Raw genomic sequence first — 15,138 nt, 5'->3', positions numbered from 1 at the left:
GTGGCAGCAATCAAATCTGCAATCCCTACCCGTCACTTTGACGTAATTATCGTTGGCGCCGGCGGTTCCGGCATGCGTGCATCGCTGCAGCTGGCAGAAGCCGGCCTGAACGTGGCGGTGCTGTCGAAAGTGTTCCCGACCCGTTCGCACACCGTGGCGGCCCAGGGCGGCATCGGTGCGTCGCTGGGCAACATGAGCGAGGACGACTGGTACTGGCACATGTTCGACACCGTCAAGGGTGGCGACTACCTGGGCGACCAGGACGCGATCGAGTTCATGTGCCGCGAAGCACCGAAGGTCGTGTACGAGCTGGAACACTTCGGCATGCCATTCGACCGCAACCCGGACGGCACCATCTACCAGCGCCCGTTCGGCGGCCACACCGCCAACTTCGGCGAAAAGCCGGTGCAGCGCGCCTGCGCCGCGGCTGACCGTACCGGCCACGCCCTGCTGCACACCCTGTACCAGCGCAACGTGCGCGCCCGCACCCACTTCTTCGTCGAATGGATGGCGCTGGACCTGATCCGCGACGCCGACGGCGACGTGCTCGGCGTGGTGGCCCTGGAAATGGAAACCGGCGAAGTCATGCAGCTGGAAGCGAAGACCACCATCTTCGCCACCGGCGGCGCCGGCCGCATCTTCGCGGCCTCGACCAACGCCTTCATCAACACCGGCGACGGCATGGGCATGGCGGCGCGCGCCGGCATCCCGCTGCAGGACATGGAGTTCTGGCAGTTCCACCCGACCGGCGTGTCCGGCGCGGGCGTCCTGATCACCGAAGGCGTGCGCGGCGAAGGCGGCATCCTGATCAACAGCAACGGCGAACGCTTCATGGAGCGCTACGCGCCGACCCTGAAAGACCTGGCGCCGCGCGACTTCGTGTCGCGCTCGATGGACCAGGAGATCAAGGAAGGCCGCGGCTGCGGCCCGAACAAGGACCACGTGCTGCTCGACCTGCGCCACATCGGCGCGGACACCATCCGCAAGCGCCTGCCGTCGATCCTGGAAATCGGCCACAAGTTCGCCAACGTCGATGCGACCAAGGAACCGATCCCGGTCGTGCCGACCATCCACTACCAGATGGGCGGTATCCCGACCAACATCCACGGCCAGGTCGTCACGCCTGACGGCAAAGGTGGCGAGAAGATCGTCAACGGCCTGTACGCGATCGGCGAATGCTCGTGCGTGTCGGTGCACGGCGCCAACCGCCTGGGCACCAACTCGCTGCTCGACCTGGTGGTGTTCGGCCGTGCCGCCGGCAACCACATCATCGCGCAGAAGCTGGACCAGCAAGAGCAGAAGCCGGCGCCGGCGGACGCTGCCGACTTCGCCCTGAGCCGCCTGAACCGCATCGAAACCTCGACCGGTGGCGAAAAAGTGCAGGGCGTGGCCAACGACATCCGTGCCTCGATGCAGAAGTACTGCGGCGTGTTCCGTACCCAGGAACTGCTGGACGCCGGCGCCAAGGAAATCCTCAAGCTCGAAGAGCGCGTCAAGCACATCTCGTTCAAGGACAAGTCGAAGGTCTTCAACACCGCCCGCGTCGAAGCGCTGGAAGTGGAGAACCTGATCGAAACGGCCAAGGCCACCATGATCTCGGCAGCGGCACGCAAGGAATCGCGCGGCGCCCACGCGCACAGCGACTTCCCGACCCGCGACGACGAAAACTGGATGAAGCACACGCTGTTCTTCTCGTCGGGCAACCGCCTCGAGTACAAGCCGGTGCGCACCCAGCCCCTGACGGTCGAGACCTTCAAGCCGAAAGCACGTACTTTCTAAATAGTTTTGCGGCCGGGCCACGATCCCGGCCGCCACAAGATAGGTAAAACATGGCACGCACAGTCCAACTCAAGATTTACCGCTACGATCCGGACAAGGATACGAAGCCCTACATGCAAGACGTTACGGTCGAATGCAAGGACACCGACAAGATGCTGCTGGACGTGCTCCAGCGCATCAAGTCCGACGTCGATGACTCGCTGGCGCTGCGCCGCTCGTGCCGCGAAGGCGTGTGCGGTTCGGACGCGATGAACATCAACGGCAAGAACGGCCTGGCCTGCACCACCAACCTGAACGAGCTGACCCAGCCGATCGTGCTGCGTCCGCTGCCGGGCCTGCCGGTGATCCGCGACCTGATCGTGGATATGACCAACTTCTTCAAGCAGTACCACTCGATCAAGCCGTACCTGATCAACGACTCGATCCCGCCGGAGAAAGAGCGCCTGCAGACCCCGGAAGAGCGCGAAGAGCTCGACGGCCTGTACGAGTGCATCCTGTGCGCCTGCTGCTCGACCTCGTGCCCGTCGTTCTGGTGGAACCCGGACAAGTTCGTCGGTCCGGCTGGCCTGCTGCAAGCCTACCGCTTCATCGCCGACAGCCGCGACGAAGCGACCAGCGAGCGCCTGGACAACCTGGAAGACCCGTACCGCCTGTTCCGCTGCCACTCGATCATGAACTGCACGGACGTGTGCCCGAAGGGCCTGAATCCGAACAAGGCGATCGGCAAGATCAAGGAAATGCTGGTGCGCCGCGCGATCTAAGCGGATCGGTTTTGCTGCGGCTGGCTGGACGCGTGGGCGGGAGACCCGCCCACCCTACGACGGCCGCGGCAGAGGGTAGGGTGGGCAGCTTGCTGCCCACGCGTTCAAGCGGCAGCAGCAGTGCTGCGCAGGGCGCAGCACGTTAGCCCGCAGCAAGTAGCAAATACAGTAAAAATACCGTACTGCCCCAAACAGGCAGCCGGAGTATAGTGTTGACCCAACAACGGACTCTAGTGTGAAAACGCATCAATCGGATCCGGCCAATCGCGCGCGCCTGCGCTGGCGCGCCCGCCGGGGCCTGCTCGAGAACGACCTGATCCTCACGCGCTTCCTCGACGCGCACGAGGAAGACATGACTGACGAGGAGGTCGATGCGCTGACCCGCTTGCTGGACCTGGCGGACAATCCGCTGCTGGACCTGCTCCTGGGGAGAGCCGAGCCCGAAGGCGAAGTCGACCAGCCCCATGTGCGTGCCTTGCTGGCGCGCCTGCGGCAAGCGTAGGAAAACCCCGTTTTTTTAATTGTAGATTTCCCAACAAGGAAGCGCCATGAACATTTCTGAAACCAAAGCCACGTTGTCGTTCTCGGACGGCAGCCAGTCCGTTGACTTCCCAATCTACAAGGGCACGATCGGCCCGGACGTCGTCGATATCCGCAAACTGTACGGCCAGACCGGCAAGTTCACCTATGACCCGGGCTTCATGTCGACCGCATCGTGCCAGTCGGCCATCACCTACATCGATGGCGACAAGGGCGAGCTGCTGTACCGCGGCTACCCGATCGAGCAACTGGCGGTCAATGCCGACTTCCTGGAAACCTGCTACCTGCTGCTGAACGGCGAACTGCCGAACAAGGCGGAAAAGGAAAAATTCGTCAGCACCGTGACCCGCCATACCATGGTGCACGAGCAGATGAATTTCTTCTTCCGCGGCTTCCGTCGCGACGCGCACCCGATGTCGGTGCTGGTCGGCACCGTCGGCGCCCTGGCCTCGTTCTACCACGACTCGCTGGACATCAATGACCCGGCCCAGCGCGAAATCTCGGCCATCCGCCTGATCGCCAAGCTGCCGACCCTGGTCGCAATGGCATACAAGTACTCGGTCGGCCAGCCGTTCGTGTACCCGCGCAACGACCTGTCGTACAGCGCGAACTTCATGCACATGATGTTCAGCAACCCGTGCGAAGAATACAAGGTCAACGACGTGCTGGTGCGCGCGCTGGACCGCATCCTGATCCTGCACGCCGACCACGAGCAAAACGCATCGACCTCGACCGTGCGTCTGGCCGGTTCGTCGGGCGCCAACCCGTTCGCCTGTATCGCTGCCGGCATCGCCTGCCTGTGGGGCCCGGCACACGGCGGCGCGAACGAAGCTGCCCTGAACATGCTGAAAGAAATCGGCACCCCGGACAAGATCCCTGAGTTCATCGCCAAGGTCAAGGACAAGAACTCGGGCGTGAAGCTGATGGGCTTCGGTCACCGCGTGTACAAGAACTTCGACCCGCGCGCCAAGCTGATGCGCGAAACCTGCCACGAAGTGCTGAACGAGCTGGGCCTGCAGAACGACCCGCTGTTCAAGCTGGCCATGGAACTGGAAAAGATCGCGCTGGAAGACGACTACTTCGTGTCGCGCAAGCTGTACCCGAACGTCGACTTCTACTCGGGCATCGTGCAATCGGCCCTGGGCATCCCGGTCTCGCTGTTCACCGGCATCTTCGCGATGGCCCGTACCATCGGCTGGATCGCCCAGTGGAACGAAATGATCGCCGATCCGGAGCAGAAGATCGGCCGTCCGCGCCAGCTGTACGTGGGCGCCGCACGCCGCGACGTGCCGACCATCGACAAGCGTTAATCGCTTCTCGTCGTCAACAAAAAAGCGAGCTTCGGCTCGCTTTTTTATTGGCTTGCGCTAAAGCTTGCGACGGTTCGGTGAACAGTGGCATTTTGCGACTGTCTGGTGTGCTTTAACCATCGCCAATCGCGCCCAACATGTCTCGCACGCCCGTCGTCAGCGCTCCCGACTCCTGGCTCGAGAACCCCGACAATGGGCAAGAGCGCAGGTATGGAACCAATGGACGTCCCGAGTATGATATCGACTGGAACCACAGCCATGGATCTGGCGTTCCACATGGCCATAACTGGACCAATTACCGGCGTGGTCCTGCTGTGCAGTTGTGCGCGTACCCCCGCGGGCGAAGTCCATTAGATCGGAGCAGGTCATGAAGAGCGTTGCACTGATACTTGACCCGGAATTTGGGCAACGCATCGAGAGCGTTGCGCGGGAAATGCCTGTCTGGGTTCTTTCCAGCCGTGCGAATGACCCTGCCGTTGAGCGCGCTCGCAGCCTGCTCGGGGAGCCGGACATCACGTCGTTTTACCCCCCACGGGCAGGCGACAGGACGGCCACCCGCGCACAAGTTTTGTACGATATTGACGAGCACCACGGGTGCTCGAGCTCTTCACATCCTTACGAAGAGCTGCTGGTATTCGGAGCTGGCCCCGCCGACTTCTCGCCTGAGACGATGGAGGAGCTGGGTCTGGAGCCGGCAGGCGCCCGAAAGGACGCCTTCGTGCTGCGAAAGCGCAATGCTGCAGATTGCGCTACTGGTTGGAGAGGATGGCGCGGGCCTCGGTCCCAAGGTCAGCGGTAAAACGGCTCGACCTTGCCTTTGAGCTTGAGGAGCATCGGCTTGCCCTTGCGGTCGAGCACCTTGCCGGCGGCGACTTTGATCCAGCCTTCGCTGATGCAATATTCCTCGACGTCGTGGCGTTCCTTGTCGTTGAAACGGATGCCAATGTCGTGCTGGAAGACGGCCGCCACATGGTGCGGGCTCTTCGGGTCGATGGACAGGCGGTCGGGCAGGGTGGGTTTGGTCGTATCGTTCATGGTGAGCAATTATCCATGATTCGCGCCTTTGAGGCGAGCGCCACGCCGGCTTAGCGGCACTTGCCGCGGACCGCCGCCGCCACCCAGAACGGGATCGCCAGCAAGCCGCCGAAGAATGTGGGCTGGAATTTCAGCGCATCGGCGTGCAGGCAGTCGGGGATTTTTGATTCCGAAAACTGGCGCGAGAAGTTCTCGACCTTTTGGCCGCCGTACGCGCCTTCGTGCGCGAGCTGCTGGCCCTTCTTGTCCTCGGCCAGCGTCTGCTGAACCGCTTGCCGGATCGTCTCGTCCGTCAGCTTGGCGCGCAGCGGTGCCGGCGCCGGTGCGGGCGTGGCGCCAGGCGCCTGGGCGCGCGCTGCCGTTGCAGTCAGCGTGACGACCAGGCCGGCGGCAATGAGCGTTCGCATGTCAGGTGCACTTGCCGCGCCACTTCGCCACGATCACGAACGGGAACGCCGCGCGTAGGCCATGCACGGTGAATGGGCCGAGCATCGGCGGCTGCCATTTCAGGCCGTCCGGCTTCAGGCAACCCGGCATGCGCGCGTTGTCGAAGGCACGCTCGAAGGCGTCCACATTGGCTCGCGCCAGCACCTGGCCCCGTTCGGCGGGCGGGGTCTCGGCAAGCGCCTGCTGCACGGCGCGTTCCACCACGCTATCGGGCAGCAGCGCCGGGGGCAAGCCCGTCGGCAGCGAGTACAGCGGGAACAGGAACAGCGGCGGCGGGGCGGCGGGAACCGCCGGTTCAGCGGCCCGGGCTCCGGGCAGCAGCGCGGCGACCAACAGGGCAACGGCGGCGGCTTTCATTTGTCTGTTTGAAAAGTGTTTGCGCTACCACTCTACACCTTCCGGTGCGTAGTTTCCACGTTGTACATTTGCTCATCTGTTACAGATACAATGGTTCGCCGGCACCGCCGGACCAGAACTCTAAAAATTACCGGAGACAAGACAACATGAGGAAGCTCGCAGCACTCCTGGCCGCGTTGCTGATGGCCGCCGCCAGCCCGATGGCGTGCGCCGGCGCCGGCACCAAGGCCAATGCTTATTTCGACAATGCCGGCCGCACCGACGTGCTGGCCGGCGGCGTGCGCATGATCCCGATCACCACGCCGAAGGGCACGTTCAAGGTCTGGACCAAGCGCGTTGGCAGCAACCCGACCATCAAGGTGCTGCTCCTGCACGGCGGCCCGGGCGCCACCCACGAGTATTTTGAAGCGGCCGACAGCTATTTTCCCGGTGCGAGCGTCGAGTACTACTACTACGACCAGCTCGGCTCGGCCTACAGCGACCAGCCGGACGAGCCTTCGCTGTGGGAGATTCCGCGCTTCGTCGATGAAGTCGAGCAGGTGCGCAAGGCGCTGGGCCTGGACAAGAACAATTTTTACCTGCTGGGCCATTCCTGGGGCGGCATCCTGGCCGCGGAATATGCGCTCCAGCATGGCGACAAGCTCAAGGGCCTCATCATCTCGAACATGATGATGAGCATCCCCGCCTACAACGAGTACGCCGACAAGGTGCTGATGCCGCAGATGGACCAGAAGGTACTGGCCCAGATCCTGCAGATGGAAAAGGAAGGCAAGTACGACGACCCGCGCTACGAGGAGCTCCTGGTGCCGTACTACGAGGCGCACATCCTGCGCATGCCGAGCGCCCAGTGGCCCGACCCGGCCTTGCGCGCGTTCGCCAAGATCAACAAGAGGATCTACGTGCCGATGCAGGGCCCGAGCGAGATGGGCTCGCACAACTCCAAGCTGGAGCACTGGGACCGCGTGGCCGACCTGCCGAAGATCACGGTGCCGACCCTGGTCATCGCCGGCAAGTACGACACCATGGACCCCAGGCACATGAAGATGGTGTCGGAGAAGGTCAAGCACGGGCGCTTCCTGCTGACCAACGGCGGCCACATGGACATGTATGACGACCAGAAGGTGTATTTCGACGGGCTGGTCAAATTCCTGAAAGACGTGGACAGCGGGAGGTTCAAATGAAGCGCCTGATCGCAGCTTTCCTTCTGCTGGCCGCCAGCCTTGGTGCGCACGCGCAGCAGGCCGATGCCGGGCTCACGCGCGTCGTCAACGTCTTCATGGACGAGTGGCACGACGACGCCGCGCATGCGCGCATGGCCTACTTCGACAAGATCGCCCCGGACGGGGTGTACATCGGCACGGACAAGCACGAACTGTGGCACAGGGACGAGTTCAAGGCATGGGCGGACAAGTTCTTCAAGCGCGGATCGGCCTGGTCGTTCAAGGCGGTGCGGCGCAACGTGTACGCATCGTCCGACGGAAAGTACATCTGGTTCGACGAGATCCTCGACACGCCCAACATGGGGCCGTGCATGGCAAGCGGGGTGATCCGCAAGACGGCCAAAGGCTTCGAGATCCTGCATTACCAGCTCTCGTTCGCGGTGCCCAACGAGCTGGCGGGGCAGGTTACCAAGCTCGTCAAGGAGTTCGAATCGAAGGCCGACGCGAAACGCTGAGACTATTCGCCCCATGCTGCCCACCCTGGCCGAGTTGCCTGCGATTGACTGGAACAATCCGGCGAACCCGCCTGTTGGGCCAGATGGAAGGCCGTGGGTGTGGCGGGGCGGGCAGCCCCAAGGCGGTCCGTCTGGCGGATACACGAACCCGGCCAATCCGCATCAAAGCTTGCACCCGGATCTGAAGCATGACCCGCCTGAGGGGCCGCATTGGGACTACACTGATCGGGGGCGAGGCATCCGTTGTCGAATTTTTCCGAATGGGACGGTGAGGTCGAAATGAACCAACAAATTGAACTACACCACCTGAGCGGGACCTCGACGGTATCGTATTTCATGCATGTGCTGGACGATGCAGGCGTACCGAGCAAGGATGCAAGTGTCCTGACACTTGGCAAAGGCCATTTCTTTGGCCTGTTGCCGCCAGGGGTGCCCACGCAGCGCATCCGCCAGTTCAACCACGCGGGTATCTTGCCAGCCGGGCCGCTGGTCGAGGTTCCGGATGGCATGGTGCAAGAGGTGACACCGCCCTTCGAGGCGATCGCGCGGCTGCTCGCGAAACGGCTTGATGGCTACGAGCGCCCTGTATTGTGGGTGCACGAGCCGATGATGCAAGAAGATGAGATCCAGCGTGAGCACTTGGCATATAAACGTCTCGGCGGGCAACTCTACTTGGCCTATGACGATCTCCGGGAAAAAAAGATTGCCAAAGCGCTGCGGTTTTCAATGTTGAGCTGGCATTTCCTCGCCTTCGTGACGGATCAGACTCGTCAGGTGGAGTCGGTCGATAGCCTGCTCGCCCTGACGAAGATGATCCTGGTCGGCGCCTATGACGGCGAAAGTGTCTTGCTCTGGGAGAGGGGCGCTTAAGGCCGTCCTAATGCGCGTGTCATAATGTGAGGCTTGGACACCACCCAGGCATCACACGTGAACACCCCCTACGTCGGCCGTTTCGCGCCATCCCCCACCGGTCCGCTGCACGCCGGCTCGCTGGTGGCCGCCGTCGCCAGCTACCTGGACGCGCGCGTCCACAACGGCACCTGGCTGATCCGCATCGAAGACATCGACGAAGGCCGCAGCGTGCCCGGCGCCGCCGAAGGCATCCTGGACTTGCTGCAGCGCCTGGGCATGCAATCGGACCGCGACGTAGTGTGGCAAAGCCGCCGCAAGCACCTGTACCAGGCCGCGTTCGACCAGCTCGCCGCCAACGCCTACGCCTGCGGCTGCAACCGCCGCGAGATTGCCGATTCAAGGCTGGGATTCGGTCCGGACGGCGCCGCGATCTACCCGGGCACCTGCCGGAACGGCCTCGCGCCCGGCCGGACCACGCGCAGTTTGCGCCTGCGCGTGCCCGAACCGGGTGCGGACCTGGTCGAATTTACCGACCGCTTCGCCGGCCCCATCCGCCAGCGGCTTGCCCTTGAGTCCGGCGACTTCGTCCTGAAGCGGGCCGACGGTTACTGGGCCTACCAGCTGGCGGTGGTGGTCGACGATGCCGAGCAGGGCGTCACCGACGTGGTGCGCGGGGCGGACCTGATCGATTCGACCCCGCGCCAGATCTACCTGCAACGCCTGCTCGGCGTACCGACCCCGCGCTACCTGCACGTGCCGGTCGTGCGCAACGCAGCCGGCGAGAAGCTCTCCAAACAGACCGGGGCACTGGCCATCGCGCCGGACGACGAACCGGCCGCCGTCGCCGCCCTGCAGGATGCTGCCCGCTTCCTCGATCTGTCGCTCGAGCCCGTCGATTCGCTCGCCGGATTCTGGCAAGCAGCCGTCCCGGCCTGGGCCAGGCTGCTCTCGTTGCGCGAAGTTGCTGCTTAACCCTCCTGGTTAACCGACACGGCGCCGTGCCATGAACCCCAGCCCGGCAAGACCGATCCCCAACATTGCCCACGACGCCGGTTCAGGAATCGGCGCGGCCACCAGCCAGCCCCGGATCTCGCCAGCCGGTTTGTCGCTGGTGTGAATGTTCACGTACGCTTCGTTGGCCTTGATACCCGTCATCAGTGCGGACATGGCGGACGATGCCGTGCCGCCGTTGGATGACAGGAACCCGGAGTCGAACGAGGTGTCCAGCGCCAGGTCCAGTCCGTTGGTGTACTGGCTTGCGTGTACACCGGTCGGGAAGCTCGTGAACGGCACTGCGATCGGAGCGTTGCCGGTAAAGGCGGTGCTCGTGCAGCAGTGAACGTGGGCCTCGGTCGTTGCGCCGAGCAAGTCGCGGAACCGAGCATCGACGAACATCTTCGTTCCCGCAATGTCGATCTGGGTCAGGCCCCAGCCCGGCGAGGCGTTGGGCGGGCTTTCCAGCGGACCCGCTTCAACGGCTCGAAAGGTGGTCTGTGCCTGCGCCCCTCCCGCGGCAAAAGCGGCCGTGGTTGCCAGTGCCAGGATAGACAGAACTTTTTTCATTACAACCTCCTCTTCTTGAACAATGACTCTCCATTAGCGCCTTACCGCAGCGCTGCCTAAAAAAGTAGCATTCAGGAGAGGCGAGGCTGCACACCGTACGGCTGGGAAGTGTCGCGTGCGACTCTTCTGCGCGAAAAGCGGCATGATGTCAAAAAGTCATTTTTCCGAGGCATCACATGCGACGCATTTTCCCGGCCATATCCTTGTTCCTGGTCTCCTGTTTCGCGGCAGCGCAGGACGCCTCGCTGCTGGCTGGCGGCATGCAGGTCGATCGCAGCGGCGAGCAGTCGTTCGCGGTCAACCTGGGCTACACGCAGCGGCTCGGGAAGTACACCGCGGCGAGCCTGGAATACACCAACGAAGGCCACCCGCGGCTGCACCACCGCGACGGCCTGACGCCGCAGCTGTGGCTGCACACGGCGGTGCCCGAGCGCGGCTTCTCGTTCGCGGTCGGGGCCGGGCCGTACTACTACTTCGACACCACCACCGGCAGCGGCGCGCTGGCCGACTACCGCAACGAGCATGGCTGGGGCATACAGGCCAACTTCAGCGCCAAATACCACCTGGGCGACCAGCGCACCTATGCCGAGGCGCGCCTGTCGCGCATTCACGGCCGCAGGGAGCATGACAGCACGCTGCTGATGGTTGGCCTGGGCTACGAGCTGCGCAACTTGCCGCACGAGGTGAAAGCCGAGAACGCTGACGGCGGCGAGGACCTCATCATGGTGCTGGCCGGGCGCTCGATCGTGAACAGCTTCAAGTCGGAAAAAGCGACCGGCGGCGGCATCGAATACCGCCACACGCTCACGCCGAACATGGAGTGGAGCGTGATTGCCATGAGCGAGGGCCGCGTTGGCGTGGCCGAGCGCAAGGGCGTATCGAGCCAATTGTGGCTGCTGCGGCCATTCACCGAGCGCACGGTGCTGGAGCTGGGAATGGGCGGCTACGTGATGCGCGACCAGCTGAACCGCGACAGCGTGCGCGAGGAACCGAAGACGCACTTCGCGCCGATCGCCTCGATCGGCATGCGCTGGCGCCTGAGCCCGACCTGGCGCGCGCAGCTAAGCTGGAGCCGCGTGATCACCGATTACCACCGCGATTCAGACGTGTTCCTGCTCGGTGTCGGCAGCCTGTACTGAGCTTGGCTTGCCCGCCTGGGCCGCGCACCAGGTTTCGTAGCGTTCGAGCGCTTCGGCGTACAGGTCGAACACGCACGGGCAGCAGCCGCTGCGACAGCAGTCTTCCAGTTCGGGTTCGACGGGCGGTGTCATTGGTGCTTGTCGCCGTTGAGGATCGCCTGGATCTCGTCGCGCTCCTTCTGGCTCACGTGCCCGCGCAGGGCGGCCAGCACCAGCTCCTTGCCGGAGCCGGAAAACGCCTTGTTGATCAGTTCCTTGACCAGGCTGGTCTGCATCGATTCCTGCGGCTGCGCGGGCGCGTACACGTGCGCGCGCTGGCTCTCGTCGCGCGCCAGCAGGCCCTTGGTGTGCATCACCTGCAGCAGGCGCAGCACGTTCGCATAGGGCATGTCCGGACGGGCGGCCAGGGCCGCTTCGTGCACCTGGCGCGCGGTGGACGGGCCGAGCTGCCACAGCAGGCGCAGCATTTCCAGTTCGGATGGGGTCGGCTTGGGTGGAGCAGGGGATTTCGGCATGGGGCTAGAATAAATGATCTAGATGCGGATGTCGATCACTTGCCGCCCCCCGTCCGTCGTTCCCGCGCAGGCGGGGACCCATGCTGAGTGTGCCGGCCCACCGCGCGGACTACGGATACTGTGCATGGGTCCCCGCCTTCGCGGGGACGACGTGCCGAGGTTCGTGAGGGGCTCAATCCATGTGGTACATCCGCAGCTGGAACACCATTTTCCCATCCTCCTTTTCGCACACGCCGCGCATGTACTCGCCCTTCTTGATGTTGTAGGTGACATCGCTTCCCTCGGCCTTGCCGGCGCAGGCGGCGTGGGCACCGGCCGGCACGTCGGGCACCGGTGGCGGGGGCGGGGGCGCCGGGATGGCCGGCACCGGCGGCATCCCTGGCATCGGGGGCGGTGCAAACGCAAAGCCCCCGGGCGGTGGCGGCGGGACCGGCGGGGCCGGCGGAGCAGGGGGTACCGGCGGGGCCGGCGGCACGCACTTGCCGTGCGCCTGCTTGCATTCCACATGGACGGTGGCCGAGCTGGCGCCAGCCGCGGCGCACAACAGGGCGAACAAAACGACGGATGCGGTCTTCTTCATGCTTTTCTCCTCTGGGACTGGGCGCGGGGCGCCGTTGAAAAGCATCTTGCCGCCCAAATGTGGAGAAAAAATGAAGGCCGCTACAGATCGAAGCGGTAGCCCAGCCCGTAGATCGAATGGATCGGCTCCAGGCCCGGCGCTGCCGCATCGATCTTGCGGCGCAGGTTCTTGACGTGGCTGTCGATGGCGCGGTCGGTCACGTCCATGCTGTCGCCAAAGGCCAGGTCGAGCAACTGCGCGCGCGAGAACACCTGGCCAGGCCGGCGCGCCAGCACGGCCAGCAGCGCATATTCGCTGGGCGTCAGGTCGAGCGCTTTGCCGTGGATGGCAATGCGGCGCGATGCCTCGTCGATTTCGACGGCGCGCTGGCCGGGCGCGCCGCCGCAACGGCGCAGGATGGCCTTGATGCGGGCCATGAGCTCGCGCGGGCTGAAGGGCTTGCACAAGTAGTCGTCCGCCCCGGCCTCCAGGCCCAGCAGGCGGTCGATCTCCTCGACCCGCGCGGTCACCATCACCACCGGCACGTCGGAAAATTCGCGCAGCGAGCGGCACAGCGACAGCCCGTCCAGCCCGGGCAGCATCAGGTCGAGCACGACCAGCGCAGGTGCGGCGCTGCGCAAGGCGTCCAGCGCCGCCGCGCCATCATCAAACACCATCGGCGCAAATCCGGCCGCGCGCGCGTAATCGGCCACCAGCGCCGCCAGCTCCGGCTCGTCCTCGACGATGAACAGCTCCTGCTTCATGCGCCCTCCAGCGAAAAGCCGAGGGTGGCGCGCAGGCCGCCCAGCGGCGAATGATCGAAGGCGAGGGTGGCGCCATGCGCCTGCAGGATGCGCTGGCACAGCGCCAGGCCCAGGCCCGCGCCGCCTTGCGCGCGGCTGCGCGAAGCGTCCACGCGGTAGAAGCGCTCGCCCAGCCGCGCCAGCGCTTCGTCCGGCACGCCGGGCGCAGTGTCTTCGATGGTGATCACCAGTTTGCCGTCAGCGCGCCGCGCGTTGAGCTGCACCCGCCCGCCGCTTGCGGTGTAGCGCAGCGCGTTTTCCAGCAAATTGCCGAAGACCTGGCGCAGCCGGTCGGGGTCACCCGATACCAACGCGGAGCCGGGCGCCGGGCCGATGGCGAGGGCCAGCCCGGCCGCTTCCAGCCGCGCGCGGAACGCTTCGGCGCTGTCGCAGGCCAGCGCCCACAGGTCGAGCGGCTGGCGCTGCACGTCGAGGGCGCCGACGTCGGCGCGTGCCAGCGCGTACAGCTGGTCGATCAGCTTGTTCAGGGCCAGCACCTGGCGCAGCATCGCGGCCACGGTCTGCGCATCGGCCACGCGCACCCCGTCCTCGATCGCCTCGAGCTGGGCGCGCAGGACCGCCAGCGGCGTGCGCAGTTCGTGCGAGGTGTCAGCCACCCACTGCCGGCGCGAAGCCTCCATCGCTTCCAGCCGCTGCGCGAGCTGGTTGAAGCTGTGCGCCAGTTCGCCCAGTTCGTCGCTGCGGTCGGCCGCCAGGCGCGTGTCGAAGCGGCCCTCGGCCAGCTGCTGTGCGCCGGCCGCCAGGCGCCGGATCGGCTTGCGAAAGTGCGCCGCGAGCAGCACGGCGGCCAGCGCGGAGAGCGCGACGCTGGCCGCGGCGATCGCGACCAGGCTCGAACGCAATTGGTCGAGGAAGGCGGCGGCCAGCGCGTCGCCCGGGCGCAGCACGCGCGCCACGCGCAGGTAACCGACCGTCCTGCCGTCGGCCAGCACCGGGCGCTGGGCCGCCGGCTCCGCCCCCGGCACCCGGCCGGCCAGGTAGGCGCCGGATGCGTCGAGCAGCGTGACGCGATCGGGCAGGCCGAGCTGGTCCACGTCGGCCGGCGGCGCATGGGGTGCGGGCGGCGCCGGTGGTGCCGGTGGCGCCGGGGGAGGTGGCAAGGGTGGCAGGACCGCAGGCGCCGCGCCGGCGATGGCAAGCGCCGCCGGCGCCGGCGGTGGCGCGGGCATCTGCACCGGCCGGGGCTGTGCCGGCTGGTAGCGGCCCAGCTCGAGGCGCCGCAGTTGGTCGCCGATCCAGCGCCGCCGGGCACCTGGGTCGCGCGGAACGAAGTCCCAGCCGCCCCGGCTCCCACGGCGCGCGCCCAGGTCGTGCGACAATTCCTCCAGCCGGTCCAGTTCGATATTGACCGCGTACTCGGAGAAGCTGCGCATCACGTTATGCCGCATCAGGGCAATGCCGGCCACCGCGACCGCAAGGATCGCGAGCAGGACGGAGGCAAACAGCCGGTGGCCGATCGAAATGCGCAAGATATGGTATCCGGGGCGTCAAAACCCTGAGTGTAATGGCAACGCTTGCCCTCGGGTAGTTGCCGTTACGGCAATCTGGCGATCCGAACAAAATACGGCCGCGTAGCAAAACCGCCAAAAGATTGCCGTTTTTCCGCTGGTCGGGATGTTGCGTTACAATGTTGCGTGCTATTCTGAGCGGCTTTCCCAAGCAACGAATTCTGTCGCTTTTAGTCCTTCCCCACAACTTGATGTCTAGTAAGTGCGATCCGCTAACCGGTCAGGCCGTGTCGCGGAAGGTTAGATTAACCCGCCACAATCGCGAAACGCGAAG

General features: G+C 64.9%; 18 protein-coding genes. 9 read left to right on the top strand and 9 right to left on the bottom strand.

Going from position 1 to position 15,138, the window contains the following annotated elements; all coding sequences use genetic code 11:
- The 4 genes from sdhA (at position 1) to gltA (ending at position 4,390) form a co-directional block, all read left to right on the top strand.
- Positions 1–1,779, top strand: coding sequence for a succinate dehydrogenase flavoprotein subunit (gene sdhA / locus NX774_RS04380; protein ID WP_258820932.1), 1,779 nt, complete (start codon positions 1–3; stop codon positions 1,777–1,779).
- A gap of 50 nt (positions 1,780–1,829) precedes the next feature.
- Entirely contained in the window at positions 1,830–2,540 is a 711-nt protein-coding gene (locus NX774_RS04375; protein ID WP_258820931.1) for a succinate dehydrogenase iron-sulfur subunit, read from the top strand.
- A 235-nt stretch (positions 2,541–2,775) separates the two neighbouring features.
- Complete coding sequence (locus tag NX774_RS04370; protein ID WP_258820930.1) at positions 2,776–3,042, top strand: FAD assembly factor SdhE; 267 nt, start codon at positions 2,776–2,778, stop codon at positions 3,040–3,042.
- Between the two features lie 46 nt (positions 3,043–3,088).
- Positions 3,089–4,390 (top strand): citrate synthase, encoded by a 1,302-nt coding sequence (gene gltA / locus NX774_RS04365; RefSeq protein ID WP_258820929.1) that lies wholly within the window; start codon positions 3,089–3,091, stop codon positions 4,388–4,390.
- Positions 4,391–5,179: 789 nt separating this feature from the next.
- Here gltA and NX774_RS04360 read toward each other — a convergent pair.
- The 3 genes from NX774_RS04360 to NX774_RS04350 are packed head-to-tail and all read right to left on the bottom strand — an operon-like array spanning position 5,180 to position 6,229.
- On the bottom strand, positions 5,180–5,425 hold the full coding sequence (locus NX774_RS04360) for a DUF3297 family protein (RefSeq protein WP_258820928.1): 246 nt from the start codon (positions 5,423–5,425) through the stop codon (positions 5,180–5,182).
- Between the two features lie 50 nt (positions 5,426–5,475).
- On the bottom strand, positions 5,476–5,832 hold the full coding sequence (locus NX774_RS04355) for a hypothetical protein (protein ID WP_258820927.1): 357 nt from the start codon (positions 5,830–5,832) through the stop codon (positions 5,476–5,478).
- Position 5,833: 1 nt separating this feature from the next.
- Positions 5,834–6,229 carry a hypothetical protein gene (locus tag NX774_RS04350; RefSeq protein WP_258820926.1) on the bottom strand — a complete coding sequence of 132 codons (396 nt, stop codon included), beginning with the start codon at positions 6,227–6,229 and terminating at the stop codon, positions 5,834–5,836.
- A gap of 146 nt (positions 6,230–6,375) precedes the next feature.
- On the opposite strand from NX774_RS04350, the gene NX774_RS04345 reads away from it, so the two are divergent.
- The 4 genes from NX774_RS04345 (at position 6,376) to gluQRS (ending at position 9,728) form a co-directional block, all read left to right on the top strand.
- Positions 6,376–7,410, top strand: coding sequence for a proline iminopeptidase-family hydrolase (locus tag NX774_RS04345; protein ID WP_258820925.1), 1,035 nt, complete (start codon positions 6,376–6,378; stop codon positions 7,408–7,410).
- Positions 7,407–7,904, top strand: a complete 498-nt coding sequence (locus tag NX774_RS04340; protein ID WP_258820924.1) for a nuclear transport factor 2 family protein — start codon at positions 7,407–7,409, stop codon at positions 7,902–7,904. Before NX774_RS04345 ends, NX774_RS04340 begins: the two co-directional genes overlap by 4 nt.
- 279 nt (positions 7,905–8,183) lie before the next feature.
- Entirely contained in the window at positions 8,184–8,774 is a 591-nt protein-coding gene (locus NX774_RS04335; protein WP_258820923.1) for a hypothetical protein, read from the top strand.
- Positions 8,775–8,831: 57 nt separating this feature from the next.
- Positions 8,832–9,728, top strand: a complete 897-nt coding sequence (gene gluQRS / locus NX774_RS04330; protein WP_258820922.1) for a tRNA glutamyl-Q(34) synthetase GluQRS — start codon at positions 8,832–8,834, stop codon at positions 9,726–9,728.
- 9 nt (positions 9,729–9,737) lie between these two features.
- On the opposite strand, the gene NX774_RS04325 is transcribed toward gluQRS, so the two are convergent.
- Positions 9,738–10,319 carry a CHRD domain-containing protein gene (locus NX774_RS04325; RefSeq protein WP_258820921.1) on the bottom strand — a complete coding sequence of 194 codons (582 nt, stop codon included), beginning with the start codon at positions 10,317–10,319 and terminating at the stop codon, positions 9,738–9,740.
- A 176-nt stretch (positions 10,320–10,495) separates the two neighbouring features.
- Between NX774_RS04325 and NX774_RS04320 the strand changes: the two genes are divergently transcribed.
- On the top strand, positions 10,496–11,458 hold the full coding sequence (locus NX774_RS04320) for a hypothetical protein (RefSeq protein WP_258820920.1): 963 nt from the start codon (positions 10,496–10,498) through the stop codon (positions 11,456–11,458).
- On the opposite strand, the gene NX774_RS04315 is transcribed toward NX774_RS04320, so the two are convergent.
- The 5 genes from NX774_RS04315 to NX774_RS04295 form a co-directional block, all read right to left on the bottom strand.
- Entirely contained in the window at positions 11,420–11,590 is a 171-nt protein-coding gene (locus NX774_RS04315; protein WP_258820919.1) for an oxidoreductase-like domain-containing protein, read from the bottom strand. The two genes, NX774_RS04320 and NX774_RS04315, sit on opposite strands and share 39 nt — an antisense overlap.
- Positions 11,587–11,925 carry a BlaI/MecI/CopY family transcriptional regulator gene (locus tag NX774_RS04310; protein WP_370660400.1) on the bottom strand — a complete coding sequence of 113 codons (339 nt, stop codon included), beginning with the start codon at positions 11,923–11,925 and terminating at the stop codon, positions 11,587–11,589. The genes NX774_RS04315 and NX774_RS04310 overlap by 4 nt, the downstream gene beginning before the upstream one ends.
- Before the next feature lie 220 nt (positions 11,926–12,145).
- A complete protein-coding gene (locus NX774_RS04305; protein ID WP_258820917.1) occupies positions 12,146–12,553 on the bottom strand; it encodes a hypothetical protein in 408 nt (135 codons plus the stop codon).
- Between the two features lie 80 nt (positions 12,554–12,633).
- A complete protein-coding gene (locus NX774_RS04300) occupies positions 12,634–13,296 on the bottom strand; it encodes a response regulator (RefSeq protein ID WP_258820916.1) in 663 nt (220 codons plus the stop codon).
- Positions 13,293–14,825: an ATP-binding protein gene (locus NX774_RS04295; RefSeq protein ID WP_258820915.1), complete on the bottom strand. Its 1,533-nt coding sequence runs from the start codon at positions 14,823–14,825 to the stop codon at positions 13,293–13,295. The genes NX774_RS04300 and NX774_RS04295 overlap by 4 nt, the downstream gene beginning before the upstream one ends.
- Positions 14,826–15,138 lie beyond the last annotated feature (313 nt).

The organism is Massilia agilis, assembly GCF_024756255.1.
In the GTDB taxonomy this organism is placed as follows: domain Bacteria; phylum Pseudomonadota; class Gammaproteobacteria; order Burkholderiales; family Burkholderiaceae_D; genus Telluria; species Telluria agilis.
This window is presented reverse-complemented; position numbering and strand designations above follow the sequence as displayed.

What these genes read in the sequence shown, in the direction of transcription:
- NX774_RS04335 (WP_258820923.1), top strand. Translation starts at nt 8,184, where the DNA reads ATGAACCAACAAATTGAACTACACCACCTGAGCGGGACCTCGACGGTA.
- NX774_RS04345 (WP_258820925.1), top strand. Translation starts at nt 6,376, where the DNA reads ATGAGGAAGCTCGCAGCACTCCTGGCCGCGTTGCTGATGGCCGCCGCC.
- NX774_RS04320 (WP_258820920.1), top strand. Translation starts at nt 10,496, where the DNA reads ATGCGACGCATTTTCCCGGCCATATCCTTGTTCCTGGTCTCCTGTTTC.
- NX774_RS04340 (WP_258820924.1), top strand. Translation starts at nt 7,407, where the DNA reads ATGAAGCGCCTGATCGCAGCTTTCCTTCTGCTGGCCGCCAGCCTTGGT.
- NX774_RS04355 (WP_258820927.1), bottom strand. Translation starts at nt 5,832, where the DNA reads ATGCGAACGCTCATTGCCGCCGGCCTGGTCGTCACGCTGACTGCAACG.
- NX774_RS04360 (WP_258820928.1), bottom strand. Translation starts at nt 5,425, where the DNA reads ATGAACGATACGACCAAACCCACCCTGCCCGACCGCCTGTCCATCGAC.
- NX774_RS04375 (WP_258820931.1), top strand. Translation starts at nt 1,830, where the DNA reads ATGGCACGCACAGTCCAACTCAAGATTTACCGCTACGATCCGGACAAG.
- NX774_RS04305 (WP_258820917.1), bottom strand. Translation starts at nt 12,553, where the DNA reads ATGAAGAAGACCGCATCCGTCGTTTTGTTCGCCCTGTTGTGCGCCGCG.
- NX774_RS04300 (WP_258820916.1), bottom strand. Translation starts at nt 13,296, where the DNA reads ATGAAGCAGGAGCTGTTCATCGTCGAGGACGAGCCGGAGCTGGCGGCG.
- NX774_RS04315 (WP_258820919.1), bottom strand. Translation starts at nt 11,590, where the DNA reads ATGACACCGCCCGTCGAACCCGAACTGGAAGACTGCTGTCGCAGCGGC.
- NX774_RS04310 (WP_370660400.1), bottom strand. Translation starts at nt 11,925, where the DNA reads ATGCTGCGCCTGCTGTGGCAGCTCGGCCCGTCCACCGCGCGCCAGGTG.
- NX774_RS04350 (WP_258820926.1), bottom strand. Translation starts at nt 6,229, where the DNA reads ATGAAAGCCGCCGCCGTTGCCCTGTTGGTCGCCGCGCTGCTGCCCGGA.
- NX774_RS04325 (WP_258820921.1), bottom strand. Translation starts at nt 10,319, where the DNA reads ATGAAAAAAGTTCTGTCTATCCTGGCACTGGCAACCACGGCCGCTTTT.
- gltA (WP_258820929.1), top strand. Translation starts at nt 3,089, where the DNA reads ATGAACATTTCTGAAACCAAAGCCACGTTGTCGTTCTCGGACGGCAGC.